This is a genomic window from Methylobacterium sp. Leaf117 (assembly GCF_001422985.1).
In the GTDB taxonomy this organism is placed as follows: domain Bacteria; phylum Pseudomonadota; class Alphaproteobacteria; order Rhizobiales; family Beijerinckiaceae; genus Methylobacterium.
Genome location: NZ_LMNL01000023.1, coordinates 480,596 through 497,075 on the forward strand (window position 1 = coordinate 480,596; position 16,480 = coordinate 497,075).

Consider the following 16,480-nt stretch of genomic DNA (forward strand, 5'->3'; position numbering starts at 1 on the left):
GGGGGTCAGGTCCCTGCGTCGGTCCCGTTCAGCGGGTTGGCGTCGTCCCAGCCGTAGCCGAGCGTTTCGAAACGCATCGATCGCGTGTCGACCATCAGCAGGCGCCCGACCAGGGGCTCGCCGAAATCCGTGATCGTGCGGATGACCTCGAGCGCCATGAAGGATCCCATGATGCCCGCCAGTGCTCCCAGCACGCCGGCCTCGGCGCAGGGGGCGACGCTGCCGGGCGGCGGCGGATTCGGGAACAGGCAGCGATAGGTCGGGTTCGGGCGACCGCGCGCATCGCTCGCATAAGGCTTGAGCGTCGTCAGCGATCCGTCGAAACGCCCGAGGGCCGCCGTCACCAGCGGCCTCCGGGCATGGAAGCACGCATCCGACACGGCGTAGCGGGTGGTGAAGTTGTCGGAGCCATCGGCCACCACGTCATAGGTACCGATGAGGCTCTGCGCGGTCTCCGCCGTGAGCCGCGCCGCGTGGGTCTCCACGGCGACGTGCGGATTGAGGCGGACCACCGCATCGCGCGCGCTCTCCACCTTCAGGCGGCCGATATCGGGGGTCGCGTGGATGACCTGTCGCTGCAGGTTCGACAGGGAGACGACGTCGTCGTCGATGATTCCGATCGTCCCGATCCCGGCCGCCGCGAGATACTGGATCAGCGGCGCGCCGAGGCCGCCGGCGCCGATGACGAGGACGCGGGCGGCCTTCAGACGGGCCTGCCCCGGTCCACCGACCTCCGGCAGGACAAGGTGGCGGGCATAGCGTTCGACTTCGTCGGAGGAGAGGGCCATGCCCCGCAGATAAGCCCGGTCGACGCGGCGCGAAAGACCGCGGGCGAATTGCACCCCCGCGCGCTGGCGCTTATGGCCTGCCCACAGGACATCAAGCGAGAGTCTCGCCCGTGCCGAACGTCGCCCTCGACCACTCCCCGCTCGCCCTTGCCCAGAGCCTGATCCGCTGCCCCTCGGTGACGCCGGAGGAGGGGGGAGCCCTGACCTGGCTCGGCGGCGTCCTTGAGGAGGCCGGGTTCGCGGTCGAGCGCCCGAGATTCTCACAGACCGGCACGCCCGATATCGACAACCTCTACGCCCGCATCGGCACCCGCGCGCCCTACCTGCTGTTTGCCGGGCACACCGACGTGGTGCCGCCGGGTGACCTCGCCCGCTGGCGCCACGGCCCCTTCGCCGGGACGGTCGAGAACGGAATCCTGTACGGGCGCGGGGCCGTCGACATGAAGGGGGGCATCGCCTGCATGCTCGCCGCCGCTCTCGACTATCTCGACGTGGCCGGTCCGACCTTTCCGGGTTCAATCGGATTTCTCATCACCGGCGACGAGGAGGGGCCGGCGATCAATGGGACGGTCAAGCTCCTCGAATGGGCGCGGGCGCGTGGCGAACGCTTCGATCATTGCCTCCTCGGCGAGCCGACCAACCCGGATTCCCTCGGCGACATGATCAAGATCGGCCGGCGCGGCTCGCTCTCGGGACACCTCACGGTGCAGGGCCGACAGGGGCACGTGGCTTATCCGGATCTGGCCGAGAACCCGATTCCCGGCCTCCTTCGCCTCGCCAGAGCCTTGCTGGCCGAACCACTCGATGGCGGAACCCAGCATTTCGGCGCCTCGAACCTGGAATTCACCACCCTCGACGTCGGCAACACGGCCACCAACGTGATCCCGGCCGAGGCGCACGGCACCTTCAACATCCGCTTCAACGACCGCTGGACCGCCGAGACCCTCGGCGCCGAGATCCGGGCCCGCCTCGACGCGGCCGCCGGCCGGAGCGTGCGCTATCATCTCGACCTGCTGCCCTCGAATTCGCCGGCCTTCCTCACCGAGCCGGATGCCTTCACCGAACTCGTCGCCGGCGCCATCGCCACCGAGACCGGCCGCCGTCCGGTGCTCTCCACCACGGGCGGCACATCCGACGCCCGATTCATCAAGGAGGCCTGCCCGGTCATCGAGTTCGGCCTCGTCGGCCAGACCATGCACCAGACCGACGAATGCGTTCCGGTGGCCGACCTGAACCGCCTGACGGCGATCTACACGCGCGTGCTGGCGGCGTATTTCGGTCCCGAGGCGATCACCCGGACAGCATGACTCGGCCCTCCGGGGTGGCGGTCTCGCCTCAAGGTTCGGGGGCGGGAGTGGTCAGGTCAGAGTCAGGCCGCTTCCTCTGTCAGTAAATCCACGGGGCTGCTCTTTCCGGCCAGCCGTAGACGCCCGGTGAAGTACCTTTATTTGATGAATTCGAACGAGGGGATCAGTCGCTGGCTGGTTTGCCCGGCAATGTCGAAGACGGCTGCCAGATCACGCGCGATCTCCTGCCGCTGCCGCTTCACGGCTTCCCGGATCGCGATGAAAATGAAGGGCGAGAGTGCTGCGAAGACAGTCGCTCCCAGAATGAAGACGTGAATTGGAAAATTCATTGCGGGCCTATCCATCGCGCGATGCGGCACGCACCGGGTGTTCGCGATGATGTCTAATTCCCACGGTATTTCAACTTAAAGTAAAATGTATTGCCTTTAGATTGTCGAAACTCCGTATTCCACACCCACAAGCGTGAGGCCGCAGGCCGGCGCCAACGGCCCGCAGCGGCTGCGGTCGCGGCTCGCGAGGATATCGGAGACGTCGTCGGCGGTGATCCGGCCGCTGCCGGCCAGCATCAGGGTACCGACCATCGAGCGGACCTGATGGTGCAGGAAGGCGCGGGCCGAGGTGGCGACGACGATCTCGTCGTGCAGGCCCATCGGCATCGCGACGACATCGAGCTGATCCAGGGTCCGCACCGGGCTCTTCGCCTGGCACTCGGCGGCCCGGAAGGCCGTAAAGTCGTGCAGGCCGAGAAGGCGCGTGGCCGCCGCCTGCATCAGCGCGACGTCGAGGGGCCAGGGCACCTGCCAGACATGGGCACGGTTCAGCACCGGCGGGCTGCGTCGGTTGAGGATGCGGTAGCGATAGTGCCGGCGGGTGGCGGAGTGGCGGGCGTTGAAATCCCCGGCGACGATCTCCGCGCTGAGGATCGCCACCGGGTGCGGGCGCAGGTGTGCATTGAGCGCGTCGCGCACCACATCGGTCCGCCAAGCCTTCGCGAGATTGAGATGGGCGACTTGGTGCGTGGCGTGGACGCCCGTATCGGTGCGGCCGGCGCAGGTGAGGCCGGAGACCTCTCCGGAGAAGCGCGTGACGGCGGCCTCGATCGCCGCCTGAACCGAGGGCTGCGATGTCTGTCGCTGCCAACCGCAGAACGGCGAACCGTCATACTCGACGATGAGCTTGTAGCGCGGCATCAGGCCTGCCCCGGGCGGGTCATGCCAATGCCGTTCCGGGCATCGCGTGGGTGCCGCGCACGAACTCGGCTCCGGTGGAAACGCCACCCTTGCCGGCCCGGCGCAACGCGCGAAGGCGCACGGCCCCGTCTCCGCAGGCGATCGTCGCCTCCAGGTCCAGAAGGGTGCCGGGCGCCCCTGATCCGGACACGGCCGCGGCCGACACGGCTTCAGCCGATAGGACTTTCACACGCTCCAGCCCCTTGCCGAAATCGGCTTCGAAGAAGGCCCCCGGAAACGGCGACAGGCCGTTGATGTGGTTGGCGATCTCGCGCGCCGGTCGGGTCCAGTCGATGCGGGCTTCGTCGTTGGTAATCTTATGGGCGTAGACCACGCCGCTCTCGGATTGCGGCGTGAAGGTGAGCGCGCCGCGTTCGAGGGTCTGCAGCGCCTGACCCATTAGGTCGGCGCCCAGCGGCATCAGTGCGTCGTGGAGTTGCCCAGCGGTCATACCGGGAGTGATGGGGCAGTGCGCTTCCATCGCCACCGGGCCGGTATCCAGGCCGGCTTCCATGCGCATGATGCCGACGCCGCTCATCGCGTCGCCCGCCATGATGGCCCGCTGGATCGGGGCAGCGCCGCGCCAGCGCGGCAGCAGGGAGCCGTGCAGGTTCAGACAACCGTGGCGCGGCTGGTCCAGTAGGGCCTGCGGCAGCAGCAGGCCGTAGGCCACCACCACGGCGACGTCGGCATCATGGCTCGCGAAGGTCGCGGAGGCCTCGGGCGTCTTCAGGCTGGCGGGCGTCAGCACCGGCAGGTCGAGGCGCTCGGCCATCGCCTGCACGGGGGAGGGTTTCAGTGCCATGCCGCGCCCGGCCTTCGCCGGCGCACGGGTGTAGACCGCCACGATGCTGTGTCCGTCGGCCGCGAGGCGCGCAAGGGTCGGCACGGCGAAATCCGGCGTGCCCATGAAGACGACGCGCATGGCTCTTGGTCTCCGCCCTTCAGGGGCTCCGGCGCCCGGAGCTTCCGGTTTCTGCCCGGCTCGGCAGTCCGGGTGTCCGGTCTTGGCAGCATTCCGCGTTCGGGCGTCAGACGCCGTCGCGCTTGGCGGCCTTGGCGAACTTCTTCATCACCCGGTCGCGCTTCAGCTTCGACAGGTGGTCGATGAACAGCACCCCGTCGAGGTGGTCGATCTCGTGCTGGAGGCAGGTGGCGAGCAGGCCGTCCGCCTCGATCTCCTGCTCCTGGCCCTCGAGGTCGCGGAAGCGCACCCGGACCCGGTCGGGCCGCTCGACCTCACCGTAATATTCGGGGATCGAGAGGCAGCCTTCATCGTAGATCCGCTTCTCCTCCGAGGCCCAGACGATCTCCGGGTTGAGAAAAACCTGCGGCTGGCGGTCGTTCTCGTCCTTCGAGGTGTCGATGGTGACGACACGCTTCGGCATGCCGATCTGGATTGCCGCGAGACCGACGCCGGGTGCGTCATACATTGTCTCCAGCATGTCGGCGGCGAGCGTCCGGATCTCGTCCGTCACGGGGCCCACCGGCTCGGAGGCTAGGCGCAAGCGCGCGTCGGGCAGGATCACGAGGGGACGGATGGTCATGGGGCGATCGGACTTGGACTGGGGTGCGGGGCCGGCGGCTGCCTGAACCCCCGCAGATACGGGCGCGTCACAGGCCGGTCAAATGCCGGGGTGGGACCGGACGAACGACGAGGCTCAGAACGGCGTACGGCTGCGGATCGCCGCGGTCAGCGTCCCTTCGTCGAGGTAGTCGAGCTCCCCGCCCACCGGTACGCCATGGGCCAGCCGGGTGACCTTCAGGTTGTGCGCCTGCAGGGACTCCGTGACGTAATGGGCTGTCGTCTGCCCATCCACGGTGGCGTTCAGCGCCAGGATGATCTCACGCATGGCCGGATCGGCGGCGCGGGCCACCAGGCTATCGAGGTTGAGGTGCTCCGGTCGTACGCCGTCGAGGGCCGAGAGCACGCCTCCGAGCACGTGATAGCGCGCCGTCACCGCCCCCGAGCGCTCCAGCGCCCAAAGGTCGGAGACGTCTTCGACCACCACGAGCGTCGTCGGGTCGCGGCTCTCGTCGCAGCAGATCGTGCAGGGGTCGCGCGTATCGACGTTGCCGCAGGCGTGGCAGACGACGATGCGCTCCGACGCCACCCGCATGGCGTCGGCCAGAGGAGCCAGCAGCGTCTCGCGCTTCTTGATGAGCTGCAGGGCGGCGCGGCGTGCAGACCGAGGCCCGAGGCCCGGCATCCGGGCCAGGAGCTGAATCAGGCGCTCGATCTCGGGACCGGCGACGGCTTGTGCCATGGATGAACAATCTCGTGACGGTTGAGACGCCCACACGGCACAATGCGTAGGACGTGGCAGGCACAGGCGAGGCGGCAGTGGAGGGTCGATCTGCCCGGTCGCGCCCGTTTCGTTCCGAAGCTCTGAGATAGGGGGTTCGCGGCCGGATTTCGCCCCCCGGACGGGCCGAAACGCCGCGAAATGCACCGCTTCGGCGGCCCGATTCAAGCTCCGCTCAGCAACTCGCCTTGCTCATGTAATTTTTTTTGTCGGTCAACGGGAAAGTTGACGGCAGACGATCTGCCTTTATGCAGAGGACGCGCGGTCGTGGAGCGGAGAACCTGCGTGCGGTGGACCTGACCAACCGTGCGGACGCTTCGGGACTGAACGAATCTGGAGAAGCCGCCAAGGCTTCCCGCGATGTGGCGGCGACGCGATCAGGTGACCAAGGAGAGACGACAGTGACCCAGACCGGTGCGTACAATCCCGCCCATGGCGCCGAGGCTATCGGCCTGCGCAATCTGAAGGCGCTTCACTGGAACCTCGACGTGCCCCGGCTCTACGAGGAGGCCCTGGCCCGCGGCGAGGGACAGCTGGCCCGTGGCGGCGCCTTCGTGGCGACCACGGGCTCGCATACGGGCCGTTCGCCGAAGGACAAATTCGTCGTGCGCGACGCCGCCACCGAGAACGAGATCTGGTGGGACAACAACGGTGCGATCACGCCCGAACAGTTCGAGACCCTGTATGCGGACTTCCTCGCCCATGCCGAGGGTCGCGAGCTTTTCGCCCAGGACCTGCGGGGCGGCGCCGACCCGGCGCACGGCGTCAATGCCCGGGTGTTCACCGAACTCGCCTGGCACTCGCTCTTCATCCGCAACCTGCTGATCCGGCCTGACCGCGCCACCCTCGAATCCTACGTGCCCGAGCTGACGATCATCGACCTGCCGAGCTTCCAGGCCGAGCCGCACCGGCACGGCTGCCGCTCGAAGACCGTGATCGCCATCGATTTCGCGCGCAAGCTCGTCCTCATCGGCGGCTCGGCCTATGCCGGCGAGATGAAGAAGTCGGTCTTCACCTACCTCAACTACATCTTGCCGAAAGCCGGCGTGATGCCGATGCACTGCTCAGCCAACGCGGCCCTCGACGAGGCTGGCGACTCGGCGCTGTTCTTCGGTCTCTCCGGCACCGGCAAGACAACGCTCTCCAACGATTCCTCACGCCAGCTTCTCGGTGACGACGAGCACGGCTGGAGCCGGGATGGCATCTTCAACTTCGAGGGCGGTTGCTACGCCAAGACGATCCGCCTCTCGCGCAATGCCGAACCGGAGATCTACGCCACCACCGAGCGCTTCGGCACGGTGATGGAGAACGTGGTGATCGACCCCGAAACCCGGGTCCCGGATTTCGACGATGCCTCGCTCACCGAGAACACCCGCTGCGCCTACCCGCTCGATTTCATCGCCAATGCGAGCGCGACGGGCCGGGCGGCGCACCCCAGGAACATCGTCATGCTGACCTGTGACGCCTTCGGGGTGATGCCGCCGATCGCGAAGCTGACCGGCGCCGAGGCGATGTACCACTTCCTCTCCGGCTACACCGCCAAGGTCGCCGGAACCGAGCGGGGCCTGACCGCGCCCGAGGCGACGTTTTCGACCTGCTTCGGTGCCCCGTTCATGCCCCGCCATCCCAGCGTCTACGGCAACCTGTTGCGCGACCTGATCGCTCACCATGCGGTCGATTGCTGGCTCGTGAATACCGGCTGGACCGGGGGCGGCGTCGGCACGGGCCGACGCATGCCGATCCGCGTCACCCGCCGCCTGCTCACGGCCGCTCTGGACGGCTCGCTGGCGCATGTCGCGTTCCGTCGCGATCCCTATTTCGGCTTCCAGGTGCCGGTGGCGGTGCCGGGAGTCGAGACGGAGGTGCTGTCGCCGGTCGAGACCTGGAACAACAAGCCGGCATTCCACGAGACCGCGACCCGGCTCGTGACCATGTTCCAGGAGAACTTCAAGCGCTTCGCAGCCCATGTCGACGCGGATGTGCGCGCCGCCGAGCCGGTGCTCTCGGCCGCAGCCTGACAGGTACCCCGGGGCGCGGAGGAGCCCTCCGCGTCCTGGTCCGAGCGTCTTGCCTCGCAGACCGTGTCCGTCCGATCCCGATCAGGATTCGTCGGTCGGAGATGGGTCGACGAGGACGTCGGGGGCGTTCTCGCGCGCCTCCCGGAACACGACGCCGACCTCGTTCTCCCCGTGCCAGATCGTCCGCGCACGATAGGTCTGGTCGCTCGAATCCAGGAAAAGATCGAAGGCCTCTGGAGCCGTCACCGGCGTGCAGAAGACCACGCGGGCGCCGACCGGAGACAGGTTTCGGATCAGGCAGGGCTCGGTTTCGGCCGATGCCTGTTTCAGGGCGGCGCGCCCGGCCAGGTGGGTCTCGGCGCGGACCATCTTGCGTTGCTCATCCATGCCGCCAGGAAGCATCGACAACTGTTAAGAGCTCGCCACCGCGATCGTCGAAACCAGTGCCTACCCGAGAGTTGTTCTCGCTATCCAGAGCGCGCGGGCCGATGCTCGCCGTGAGCGGTTGCCTGCGGACGAGGCTCGGAAGCCTTTTGGGCCAGATCGCGATCGGCCCCACGTCCGAGCGTGCTTGTCCGACCGAGCATTCCCGCCGAACCACCTGTGCTTCAAGATGCGAAACGACGTCGGGAATGGGCGTCCCGACAACAAATTGTGGCCGCTCTGCTTGAGCCCACCGGCACGAAGCGGTTGCGGTCGGGGCTAAAGTCCGGTCTGCCTCGAGCCAAGAACGATCCGTCGCCCCTAGAACAACTTCATGCCGGGCGGGATCGGCAGACCCTTGGTCAGCTCGGCCATGCGCTCGGCCGCCACCTGTTCGGCCTTGCCGCGTGCGTCGTTGACGGCGGCGACGATCAGATCCTCGAGGATTTCGCGCTCGTCGGGGATCAGCATCGCGGGATCGAGCTGTACGCCCTTCACCAAACCCTTGGCCGTCATCGTCACCCGTACGGCCCCACCGCCCGAGGCACCCGAGACCTCGACGGTGTCGAGTTCGTCCTGCAGGGAGGCCATCTTCTCCTGCATGGCCTGAGCCTGCTTCATGATACCCATCAGGTCGCGCATCGGGTCTGTCCTCTCTCGTTCCGAAACCGGGATGGATCACATCTGGGGCGCGGCGGCCCCTGAGACTATGCCTCGTCGTCGGGCTCGTCGCGCTCGGCCTCGCCGGTAACGGCAGCCTCGGCCGCGGGCGAGACCTCCGGCGCCTTGTCGCGGACATCGACGATCTGCGCGCCCGGGAACCGTGCCATCACCTCGCGCACCAGCGGATGTGCGGCGGCGTTCTGATGGCGCGTCTCGGTGGCGGCGCGTGCCGTTGCGTCGAGGGTCGGCTCGCCGGCCTCTTTGGACAGGGCGACGATCCAGCGCCGGCCGGTCCAGGCGTCGAGGGCCCTGGCGAGGTCGTTGGCGATGCTCTGACGGCCGCCCTCCGCCAGGCGGAACTCGATGCGGCCTTCCTCGAAACGGACCAGGTGGACTTCGCGCTCCAGGGCCATCTTCAGGCCGATATCGCGCTTGGTGTCGGCCAGCGCGACGACATCGGTGAATCGCAGGAGGCGCGGCCCCTCGGGCTGTGGAGCCGGGGTCGGGCTGATCATGGCCGGTCGCGATGCGCCTCCGCCGGCGGCCATCGCCAAGGGGGGGCGCGGCGACGCCTCGGCCGAGAAGCGCGGGATCGGCGGCAGGGCCGGGCGGGCATCCGCCATTGCCGGCCCGGAGAATGATGGGACCGGCAACGGGGTCGGCGGGAGATCTTGCGAACGGACGGGGGCGGTGTCCGAGCCGGCAGCGGACGGGTTCGGCGCGGCGGCCGGCGCGGCGAGGGCCTGCGCCTTCATCTGACGCAGGGCCTCGTCCGGGGTCGGCAGGTCGGCCGCGTAGGCCAGCCGCACCAGCGCCATCTCGGCCGCTGCCAGGGGCCGCGTCGCCGTCTGGACCTCTGGGATCGCCTTCAGCAGGATCTGCCAGGCCCGCGACAGCACCCGCACCGAGAGCGTCTGGGCGAACGCACGGCCACGCTCGCGCTCCGCCTCGCTCAGGGTCGGGTCGGCGGCGGCTTCATCGGGCACCAGCTTGAGACGGGTGACCAGGTGGGTGAAGCTGGCAAGGTCGGAGAGGATCACGGCCGGATCGGCGCCGGCCTCGTATTGCCCGCGCACCTCCGAGAAGGTGGCCGGAATGTCGCCGCGCATCACCGCCTGGAACAGGTCGACGATGCGGCCGCGATCGGCGAGCCCGAGCATGTCGCGCACGCTCTGGGCGCTGACGAGGCCGGCTCCATGCGCGATGGCCTGGTCCAGCAGCGAGAGGGCGTCGCGAACCGAGCCCTCGGCCGCCCGGGTGATCGCCGCCAGTGCCTCCGCGTCGGCCTCCACGTTCTCGGCGGCACAGATGCGGGCGAGATGCCCGACCAGTGTCTCGGCCTCGACGCGGCGCAGGTCGAAGCGCTGGCAGCGAGACAGGATGGTCACCGGCACCTTGCGGATCTCGGTGGTGGCGAACACGAACTTGGCGTGCGGCGGGGGCTCCTCCAGCGTCTTGAGGAAGGCGTTGAACGCCTTCTCCGAGAGCATGTGGACCTCATCGACGATGTAGACCTTGTAGCGGGCCTCGGACGGCGAGTAGCGGATGCCGTCGATGATCCCGCGCACGTCGTCGATGCCGGTATGGGAGGCCGCATCCATCTCCAGCACGTCCATGTGCCGTGATTCCATAATCGCCCGGCAATGTCGGCCGAGTTCCGGCATCGCGATGGTCGGACCGGTATCGGGGTGTCCGTCGCGGACATAGTTCAGCCCGCGGGCCAGGATGCGGGCCGTGGTGGTCTTGCCGACGCCGCGGACGCCGGTCAGCATCCAGGCCTGTGGAATGCGATTGGCCGCGAAGGCATTGGCGAGGGTCCGCACCATGGCGCCCTGGCCGATCAGATCGTCGAAATTCTGGGGGCGGTACTTGCGGGCCAGCACCCGGTAGGGCGTGGCCGCCGGCGCGGTCTCAGGAAGACCAGGCAGGAGCCCGGAATCGCTCATAGGGCCGGAGGTCGCGTCCATGCCGCCTTGCTGGGTTGGTGCGGCTCCGGTCGGAGGGTGCCGCCACGCGAGCCCGAGGCATCGATCGAGGTGGGAGGCTGGACGAAGACCCGCTCGGTCTCGTTAGGGCTGCTTCCTTCCGGACCTGACCCGGTTGGCGAGTGAAACGTCCCTCGCCAACCTCCCAGGCGCTATATGGCCGGGCTGTGCGGCGGATGCAAGCCGGCGAAGACAGGAACCGATGGACGGCCTCCGGCCCGGATCGGCATGCCTGGAAATTGCCCGATCCGCGCGCGAGCCTTGATGGTCTTGGCCCACGATCCGAGCCGGAGTCCATCGATGACGCGACCATTCACCCACGCCCTGGCGCTGCTGCCCTGCCTGATGATCGCATCCGTCGCGTCGGCGGCGGAGAAAGCCCCGTGGGTCTGGGCGGGCAGCTACGTCTACGAGCATGACGGTGGCCGGACGGTGGGCGGCTCGCCGATCGTGGTCACCTATCGTCTCGACATCGCTCCGGGCCGGGGCAACCGCGACTGCGTGCTGCGGATCGAAGGGTTCCAGACCAACGAGACCATCGTCTGCAAAGCCGCAGGCACGGTGGACAGCATAATGGTGTCCTTCCACACCTTCGGTGACGGCCGCATCGTCAACGCCTACGGCACGCGTCTGTACGACGTCGGAACGAATCTGTTCGAGATACGCCGGGTCGGCGAGGCCGTTTCGACCCAGTGGCGGGCCCTGAATCCGAGCGGTGCCGGCTCGTCCGCACCGGCCGGCACCTCCTTCGCCCGCAAGGGCTGACGGCTCGCAGGGCGGGCCGGCTCGCCTGTCGGCTGCGGACTATTCGGCCTTGCGCTTCACGATCGCGAAGGTCTTCGGGTCGAGTTCCAGGTCGAACTGCTTGCCGTTCGCGTCGATGGCGTCATCCACCTCGATCTCGTCGTCCTCGACCTCGATCTTCTTCCACTTGGTGAAGCCTTCCTGCTTCAGCACGGCTTCGATCTTGGTCTGCTCGTCCGGAGTCGGCATCCGGTCTGCGAAGGCGGAACCGGTGAATGTGAGGCCGAGAGCGATGGCGGCGAGGCCGGTGATCTTGATCGACATGATGTCTCCTTACCGTTGGAGGAACTGTTCCTGACCCCTCCCGAACCGCCGAGCGAGGACGAGGTTCCTGCCGCCGTCCTCGGAGTCGTGCGTCTTACGGTTGTGTGCGGGTGAACTGCCCCCTAGGGTCATCCGATCTTCCAGCCGGGGTCGGTCCAGCATGGTCACGCGCGTCGCCACCGTGGCCTTCGAGGGCATCGAGGCGCGAGCCGTCGATGTTCAGGTCCAGATCGCCCCGGGAATCGTCGCCTTCACGGTGGTGGGCCTCGCCGACAAGGCCGTGGCGGAGTCCCGCGAGCGGGTGCGCTCGGCGCTGATCGCCTCCGGCCTCGCGCTTCCGGCCAAGCGTATCACCGTCAATCTCGCCCCGGCCGATCTGCCCAAGGAGGGGTCGCATTACGACCTGCCGATCGCGCTGGCGGTGATGGGGGCGATCGGCGCCCTGCCGGCCGATGCGCTGGCGGGGTATTGCGTTCTCGGGGAACTCGCCCTCGACGGAACGATCACCGCCGTTTCGGGCGTCCTGCCCGCCGCGATGGCGGCCAACGCCCTCGGCCTCGGGCTGATCTGCCCGGCCGCGACCGGACCGGAGGCGGCCTGGGCGGGCGGTGACCTCGACGTGCTGGCGCCGCGCTCGCTGATCCAGCTTGCCAATCACTTCAAGGGTACCCAGATCATGGCCCGGCCCGAACCGGCGATCGCCGCGCCGGGCGCCGCCCTTCCGGACCTGCGGGACATCAAGGGCCAGGAGGGCGCCAAGCGCGCGCTCGAGATCGCGGCGGCCGGCGGGCACAATCTTTTGATGAACGGGCCGCCCGGGGCCGGAAAGTCGATGCTGGCCGCGCGCCTGCCCTCGATCCTGCCGCCGCTGGCACCGCGCGAACTTCTCGAAGTCTCGATGATCCAGTCGGTGGCGGGCGAACTGAAGGACGGCGCTCTTTCGAGCCGGCGCCCGTTTCGCCAGCCGCACCATTCCGCCTCGATGGCGGCCCTGGTCGGCGGCGGCATCAATGCCCGCCCGGGCGAGGCATCGCTGGCCCATGGCGGCGTGCTGTTCCTCGACGAGTTGCCCGAGTTCACGCCGCAGGTGCTCGATTCCCTGCGCCAACCGATGGAGACCGGCACGATCATGATCGCGCGGGCCAATCATCGCGTGACCTATCCGGCCCGCTTCCAGCTCATCGCCGCGATGAACCCGTGCCGGTGCGGTCAGGCGCTGGAGCCGGGCTATGCCTGTCGCAAGGGGCCGAATGCGCGCTGCATCGCACAGTATGGTGCCCGCATCTCGGGGCCGCTCCTCGATCGCATCGACCTGCGCATCGAGGTCGGCGCGGTCACGGCCGCGGACCTGATCCTGCCGCCGCCCCCGGACGGGTCCGCCGAGATGGCGGCGCGGGTTGCAGTCGCCCGCGCGTTGCAGACCCGGCGCTACGCCGCACACGAGGCTGCTGGATCGTTCACCAATGCAACCTGTCCGCCCCCGGTGATCGAGGAGGTCGCGGCCCCCGATGCCGAGGGCGCCGCGCTGATCCGCTCGGCCGCCGAGACCATGCGGCTGTCGGCGCGCGGCTTCCACCGCACGCTGCGGGTCGCCCGAACCTTGGCCGACCTCGACGGCGAGGCTCGCGTGCGCCGCATCCACCTGGCCGAGGCCCTGTCCTATCGCGGACGCTCGGATCAGCCGGCGGCGGCGTGATGCGCCACCGGAAGGGCCTGCGTGTCCGGACGCCGGAAGTGGTGGCGGGCCAGTGACAGGCCGAGGCCGGACAGGGTCAGAAGATCGCAGGTGAGGCCGAAGACCGAGCCGACGAGAAGGTTGTGCCCGGCCCAGCACAGACTGGCGCCGACGAAGAACCGCCGCATCGCCTGTGGATCGCCCTGAAGCCGGGCCGCGGTTGCCAGCAGGGTGCCGAGCCCCGCGCAGGCCGAGGGCCAGCCGTTCCAGGTGATCACCGTCAGGCTTGCGGCCATCAGGGTGGTGGCCGCGAAGAGCGGGGCAACCCAGGCCGCTCGGCCGGTCGGTCGGATGGCCTGCACCGAGACAAGGTTTTGCAGGAGGGCGATGCCGCACATCGCCGTGCCGGTCAGAGCACCGAGATGCAGATAGTGAAGGCCGAAGCAGGCGGCACAGGCCGCGGAGGCGAGGAGCATTCCATGCCGATGGGGCATGATTCCGGCGATGAAGCCGAGGAGGAGACCGAGGGTCCCGAACAGGTCGAGGTGAAGTTTCGCGGCATCCCAGAGGCTCTGGGCGAGGACGGTGACGGCCATGGTTTGCGCTCGAACGGCGCAGGAGCGCGCCGCATTCGCCGATGGCGCTAGGTCGTCATGGTAACCGGTTCGTTAACGAAGGACGCACCCCGTCGCGCCTGTCGTTCAGGCGCAACAGGGGCAGACCGGGTGGTGCCCCGTCTTACTCCGCGGCCTGCCGCGCGGCGTAGCCGAGACGGCCGTTCAATTCCTCGATCAGCTTCACGGCAGCGTCGGCGATCACGGTGCCGGGCGGGAAGATCGCCGAGGCGCCGGCGGCGTAGAGCGCATCGTAATCGCCGGGCGGGATGACGCCGCCGATGACGATCATCACGTCGCCGCGGCCCTGCTCGGTCAGCGCCGCCTTCAGTTCCGGCACCAGGGTCAGATGGCCGGCAGCCAGCGACGACACGCCGACGATATGGACGTCGTTCTCCACGGCCTGACGGGCCGCCTCGGCCGGGGTCGCGAACAGCGGCCCGATATCCACGTCGAAGCCGAGATCGGCGAAGGCGGAGGCGATGACCTTCTGTCCGCGATCGTGCCCGTCCTGCCCCATCTTGGCGACGAGAATGCGCGGGCGACGTCCGTCGTTCTCCTCGAAGGCCTCAACGAGCTTGCGAACGGTCTCGACCACTGGCGACATGCCACCCACCTCCCGCTTGTAGACGCCCGAGATCGAGCGGATCTCGGCCCGGTGACGGCCCCAGGCCTTCTCCAGCGCATCCGAGATCTCGCCCACGGTCGCCTTCGCGCGCGCCGCACTGACCGCGAGTTCGAGCAGGTTGCCCTGGCCCTGCGCGGCGGCCGTGAGGGCGGCCAGCGCCGCGTCGACGTCGGCTTGGCTGCGCTCGGCGCGCAGGCGCTTCAGCTTGTCGATCTGCAGGGTGCGGACGTTGCCGTTGTCGACCCGCATCAGCTCGATGGCCCGGTCGTCGTCGGGCTTGTACTTGTTGACGCCCACGATGGTCTGGCGACCGGAATCGATCCGCGCCTGGGCGCGCGCAGCCGCCTCCTCGATACGCAGCTTCGGGATGCCGGCCTCGATGGCCTTGGCCATGCCGCCGAGTTCGTCGACCTCGCGCAGATGCTCCCAGGCGCGGGCGACGATGTCCTGCGTCAGCTTCTCGACGTAATAAGAGCCGCCCCACGGGTCGACGATGCGGGTGGTGCCGCTCTCCTGCTGCAGGAAGAGCTGGGTGTTGCGGGCGATGCGGGCGGAGAAGTCGGTCGGCAGGGCCAGCGCCTCGTCGAGCGCGTTGGTGTGCAGGGACTGGGTGCCGCCCTGCGTCGCCGCCATCGCCTCGATGCAGGTGCGGGTCACGTTGTTGAACACGTCCTGCGCCGTGAGGGACCAGCCCGAGGTCTGGCTGTGGGTCCGCAAGGGGAGCGACTTGTCGCTCTTCGGCTCGAATTCCTTGACGAGCTTGGCCCAGATCAGGCGCGCGGCCCGCATCTTGGCGATCTCCATGAAGAAATTCGTTGAGATCGCCCAGAAGAACGACAGGCGCGGGGCGAACTGATCGATGGTCAGGCCGGCCGCCAAGCCCGCCTTGATGTACTCGACGCCGTCAGCCAGCGTGTAGGCGAGTTCGAGATCGTTCGTCGCGCCCGCTTCCTGCATGTGGTAGCCGGAGATCGAGATCGAGTTGAACTTCGGCATATGCTTCGACGTATAGGCGAAGATGTCGCCGATGATCCGCATCGAACCCGCCGGCGGGTAGATGTAGGTGTTGCGGACCATGAACTCCTTGAGGATGTCGTTCTGGATCGTGCCGGCGAGCTTCTCGGGCGGCACGCCCTGCTCCTCGGCCGCGACGATGTAGAGGGCGAGGATCGGCAGCACCGCGCCGTTCATCGTCATCGACACGGTCATCTCGTCGAGGGGGATGCCGGAGAACAGCGTCCGCATGTCGTAGATCGAGTCGATGGCCACGCCCGCCATGCCGACATCGCCCGAGACGCGCGGGTGGTCGGAATCGTAGCCCCGGTGGGTGGCGAGGTCGAAGGCCACCGACAGGCCCTTCTGCCCGGCGGCGAGGTTGCGCCGGTAGAAGGCGTTCGAATCCTCGGCCGTGGAGAAACCCGCGTACTGACGAATGGTCCAGGGCTGGGTCACGTACATGGTCGGATAGGGGCCGCGCAGGTAAGGGGCCACACCCGGATAGGTATTCAGGAACTCGATGCCCTCGCGGTCCTCGGGGCCGTAGACGCCCTTCACCGGGATGCCCTCGGGCGTCATCCAGGGCTCGCCCGTGGGCGGCACCGGGGCCGGAACAGCATCGGCCGCGTAGGAAACGGTCGCGAAGTCGGGGATGCGAGACGTCATGGGCTCTGGCTCGTGCGGCGGCGGCGTGCCTGCATTATAGGTGCGCGCCCGGTCTGGGCTACTCCTAACCGGAGTTCGGCCCAATGGGGCCGGCAAAACCGTCACTTTCGCGCG

The 16,480-nt window shown here is 68.3% G+C and carries 16 protein-coding genes and 1 other RNA gene; 4 read left to right on the top strand and 13 right to left on the bottom strand.

Annotation, left to right across the window (positions count from 1 at the left end):
- Nucleotides 1-5: 5 nt before the first annotated feature.
- Complete coding sequence (gene moeB, locus ASF57_RS13700) at nt 6-788, bottom strand: molybdopterin-synthase adenylyltransferase MoeB (protein ID WP_056484578.1); 783 nt, start codon at nt 786-788, stop codon at nt 6-8.
- A 110-nt stretch (nt 789-898) separates the two neighbouring features.
- Here moeB and dapE point away from each other — a divergent pair, with 110 nt between their 5' ends.
- The gene (gene dapE, locus ASF57_RS13705) at nt 899-2,095 is read left to right on the top strand and encodes a succinyl-diaminopimelate desuccinylase (RefSeq protein WP_056484163.1); all 1,197 of its coding nucleotides are present in this window, start codon (nt 899-901) and stop codon (nt 2,093-2,095) included.
- Nucleotides 2,096-2,232: 137 nt separating this feature from the next.
- On the opposite strand, the gene ASF57_RS13710 is transcribed toward dapE, so the two are convergent.
- The 5 genes from ASF57_RS13710 to recR form a co-directional block, all read right to left on the bottom strand.
- A complete protein-coding gene (locus ASF57_RS13710; RefSeq protein ID WP_056484166.1) occupies nt 2,233-2,424 on the bottom strand; it encodes a hypothetical protein in 192 nt (63 codons plus the stop codon).
- Nucleotides 2,425-2,520: 96 nt separating this feature from the next.
- Entirely contained in the window at nt 2,521-3,285 is a 765-nt protein-coding gene (gene truA, locus ASF57_RS13715; protein ID WP_056484169.1) for a tRNA pseudouridine(38-40) synthase TruA, read from the bottom strand.
- A gap of 19 nt (nt 3,286-3,304) precedes the next feature.
- The gene (fmt, locus tag ASF57_RS13720) at nt 3,305-4,249 is read right to left on the bottom strand and encodes a methionyl-tRNA formyltransferase (protein WP_056484172.1); all 945 of its coding nucleotides are present in this window, start codon (nt 4,247-4,249) and stop codon (nt 3,305-3,307) included.
- Between the two features lie 106 nt (nt 4,250-4,355).
- Nucleotides 4,356-4,871, bottom strand: a complete 516-nt coding sequence (locus ASF57_RS13725; RefSeq protein ID WP_056484175.1) for a peptide deformylase — start codon at nt 4,869-4,871, stop codon at nt 4,356-4,358.
- A 114-nt stretch (nt 4,872-4,985) separates the two neighbouring features.
- Nucleotides 4,986-5,591 carry a recombination mediator RecR gene (recR, locus tag ASF57_RS13730; RefSeq protein ID WP_056179548.1) on the bottom strand — a complete coding sequence of 202 codons (606 nt, stop codon included), beginning with the start codon at nt 5,589-5,591 and terminating at the stop codon, nt 4,986-4,988.
- 440 nt (nt 5,592-6,031) lie between these two features.
- On the opposite strand from recR, the gene ASF57_RS13735 reads away from it, so the two are divergent.
- Nucleotides 6,032-7,648 carry a phosphoenolpyruvate carboxykinase gene (locus ASF57_RS13735; protein ID WP_056484178.1) on the top strand — a complete coding sequence of 539 codons (1,617 nt, stop codon included), beginning with the start codon at nt 6,032-6,034 and terminating at the stop codon, nt 7,646-7,648.
- A gap of 81 nt (nt 7,649-7,729) precedes the next feature.
- Here ASF57_RS13735 and ASF57_RS13740 read toward each other — a convergent pair whose 3' ends face one another.
- The 4 genes from ASF57_RS13740 to ffs all read right to left on the bottom strand — a co-directional run bounded on the left by ASF57_RS13740 (nt 7,730) and on the right by ffs (nt 10,867).
- On the bottom strand, nt 7,730-8,035 hold the full coding sequence (locus ASF57_RS13740; RefSeq protein ID WP_156376126.1) for a hypothetical protein: 306 nt from the start codon (nt 8,033-8,035) through the stop codon (nt 7,730-7,732).
- A gap of 357 nt (nt 8,036-8,392) precedes the next feature.
- The gene (locus tag ASF57_RS13745; RefSeq protein WP_056484187.1) at nt 8,393-8,713 is read right to left on the bottom strand and encodes a YbaB/EbfC family nucleoid-associated protein; all 321 of its coding nucleotides are present in this window, start codon (nt 8,711-8,713) and stop codon (nt 8,393-8,395) included.
- A 65-nt stretch (nt 8,714-8,778) separates the two neighbouring features.
- Entirely contained in the window at nt 8,779-10,701 is a 1,923-nt protein-coding gene (locus ASF57_RS13750) for a DNA polymerase III subunit gamma/tau (RefSeq protein WP_056484190.1), read from the bottom strand.
- A 67-nt stretch (nt 10,702-10,768) separates the two neighbouring features.
- An RNA gene (gene ffs, locus ASF57_RS24800) (signal recognition particle sRNA small type) lies at nt 10,769-10,867 on the bottom strand.
- A 152-nt stretch (nt 10,868-11,019) separates the two neighbouring features.
- Between ffs and ASF57_RS13755 the strand changes: the two genes are divergently transcribed.
- Nucleotides 11,020-11,484 (top strand): DUF5991 domain-containing protein, encoded by a 465-nt coding sequence (locus ASF57_RS13755; protein ID WP_056484193.1) that lies wholly within the window; start codon nt 11,020-11,022, stop codon nt 11,482-11,484.
- A 39-nt stretch (nt 11,485-11,523) separates the two neighbouring features.
- On the opposite strand, the gene ASF57_RS13760 is transcribed toward ASF57_RS13755, so the two are convergent.
- A complete protein-coding gene (locus ASF57_RS13760) occupies nt 11,524-11,787 on the bottom strand; it encodes a PepSY domain-containing protein (RefSeq protein ID WP_156376127.1) in 264 nt (87 codons plus the stop codon).
- A 160-nt stretch (nt 11,788-11,947) separates the two neighbouring features.
- Here ASF57_RS13760 and ASF57_RS13765 point away from each other — a divergent pair, with 160 nt between their 5' ends.
- Nucleotides 11,948-13,483, top strand: a complete 1,536-nt coding sequence (locus tag ASF57_RS13765) for a YifB family Mg chelatase-like AAA ATPase (RefSeq protein ID WP_056484196.1) — start codon at nt 11,948-11,950, stop codon at nt 13,481-13,483.
- Here ASF57_RS13765 and ASF57_RS13770 read toward each other — a convergent pair.
- Both ASF57_RS13770 and scpA read right to left on the bottom strand, forming a co-directional pair.
- The gene (locus tag ASF57_RS13770) at nt 13,465-14,058 is read right to left on the bottom strand and encodes a YgjV family protein (protein WP_056484200.1); all 594 of its coding nucleotides are present in this window, start codon (nt 14,056-14,058) and stop codon (nt 13,465-13,467) included. The two genes, ASF57_RS13765 and ASF57_RS13770, sit on opposite strands and share 19 nt — an antisense overlap.
- A gap of 142 nt (nt 14,059-14,200) precedes the next feature.
- Complete coding sequence (gene scpA / locus ASF57_RS13775; protein WP_056484203.1) at nt 14,201-16,366, bottom strand: methylmalonyl-CoA mutase; 2,166 nt, start codon at nt 16,364-16,366, stop codon at nt 14,201-14,203.
- Nucleotides 16,367-16,480 lie beyond the last annotated feature (114 nt).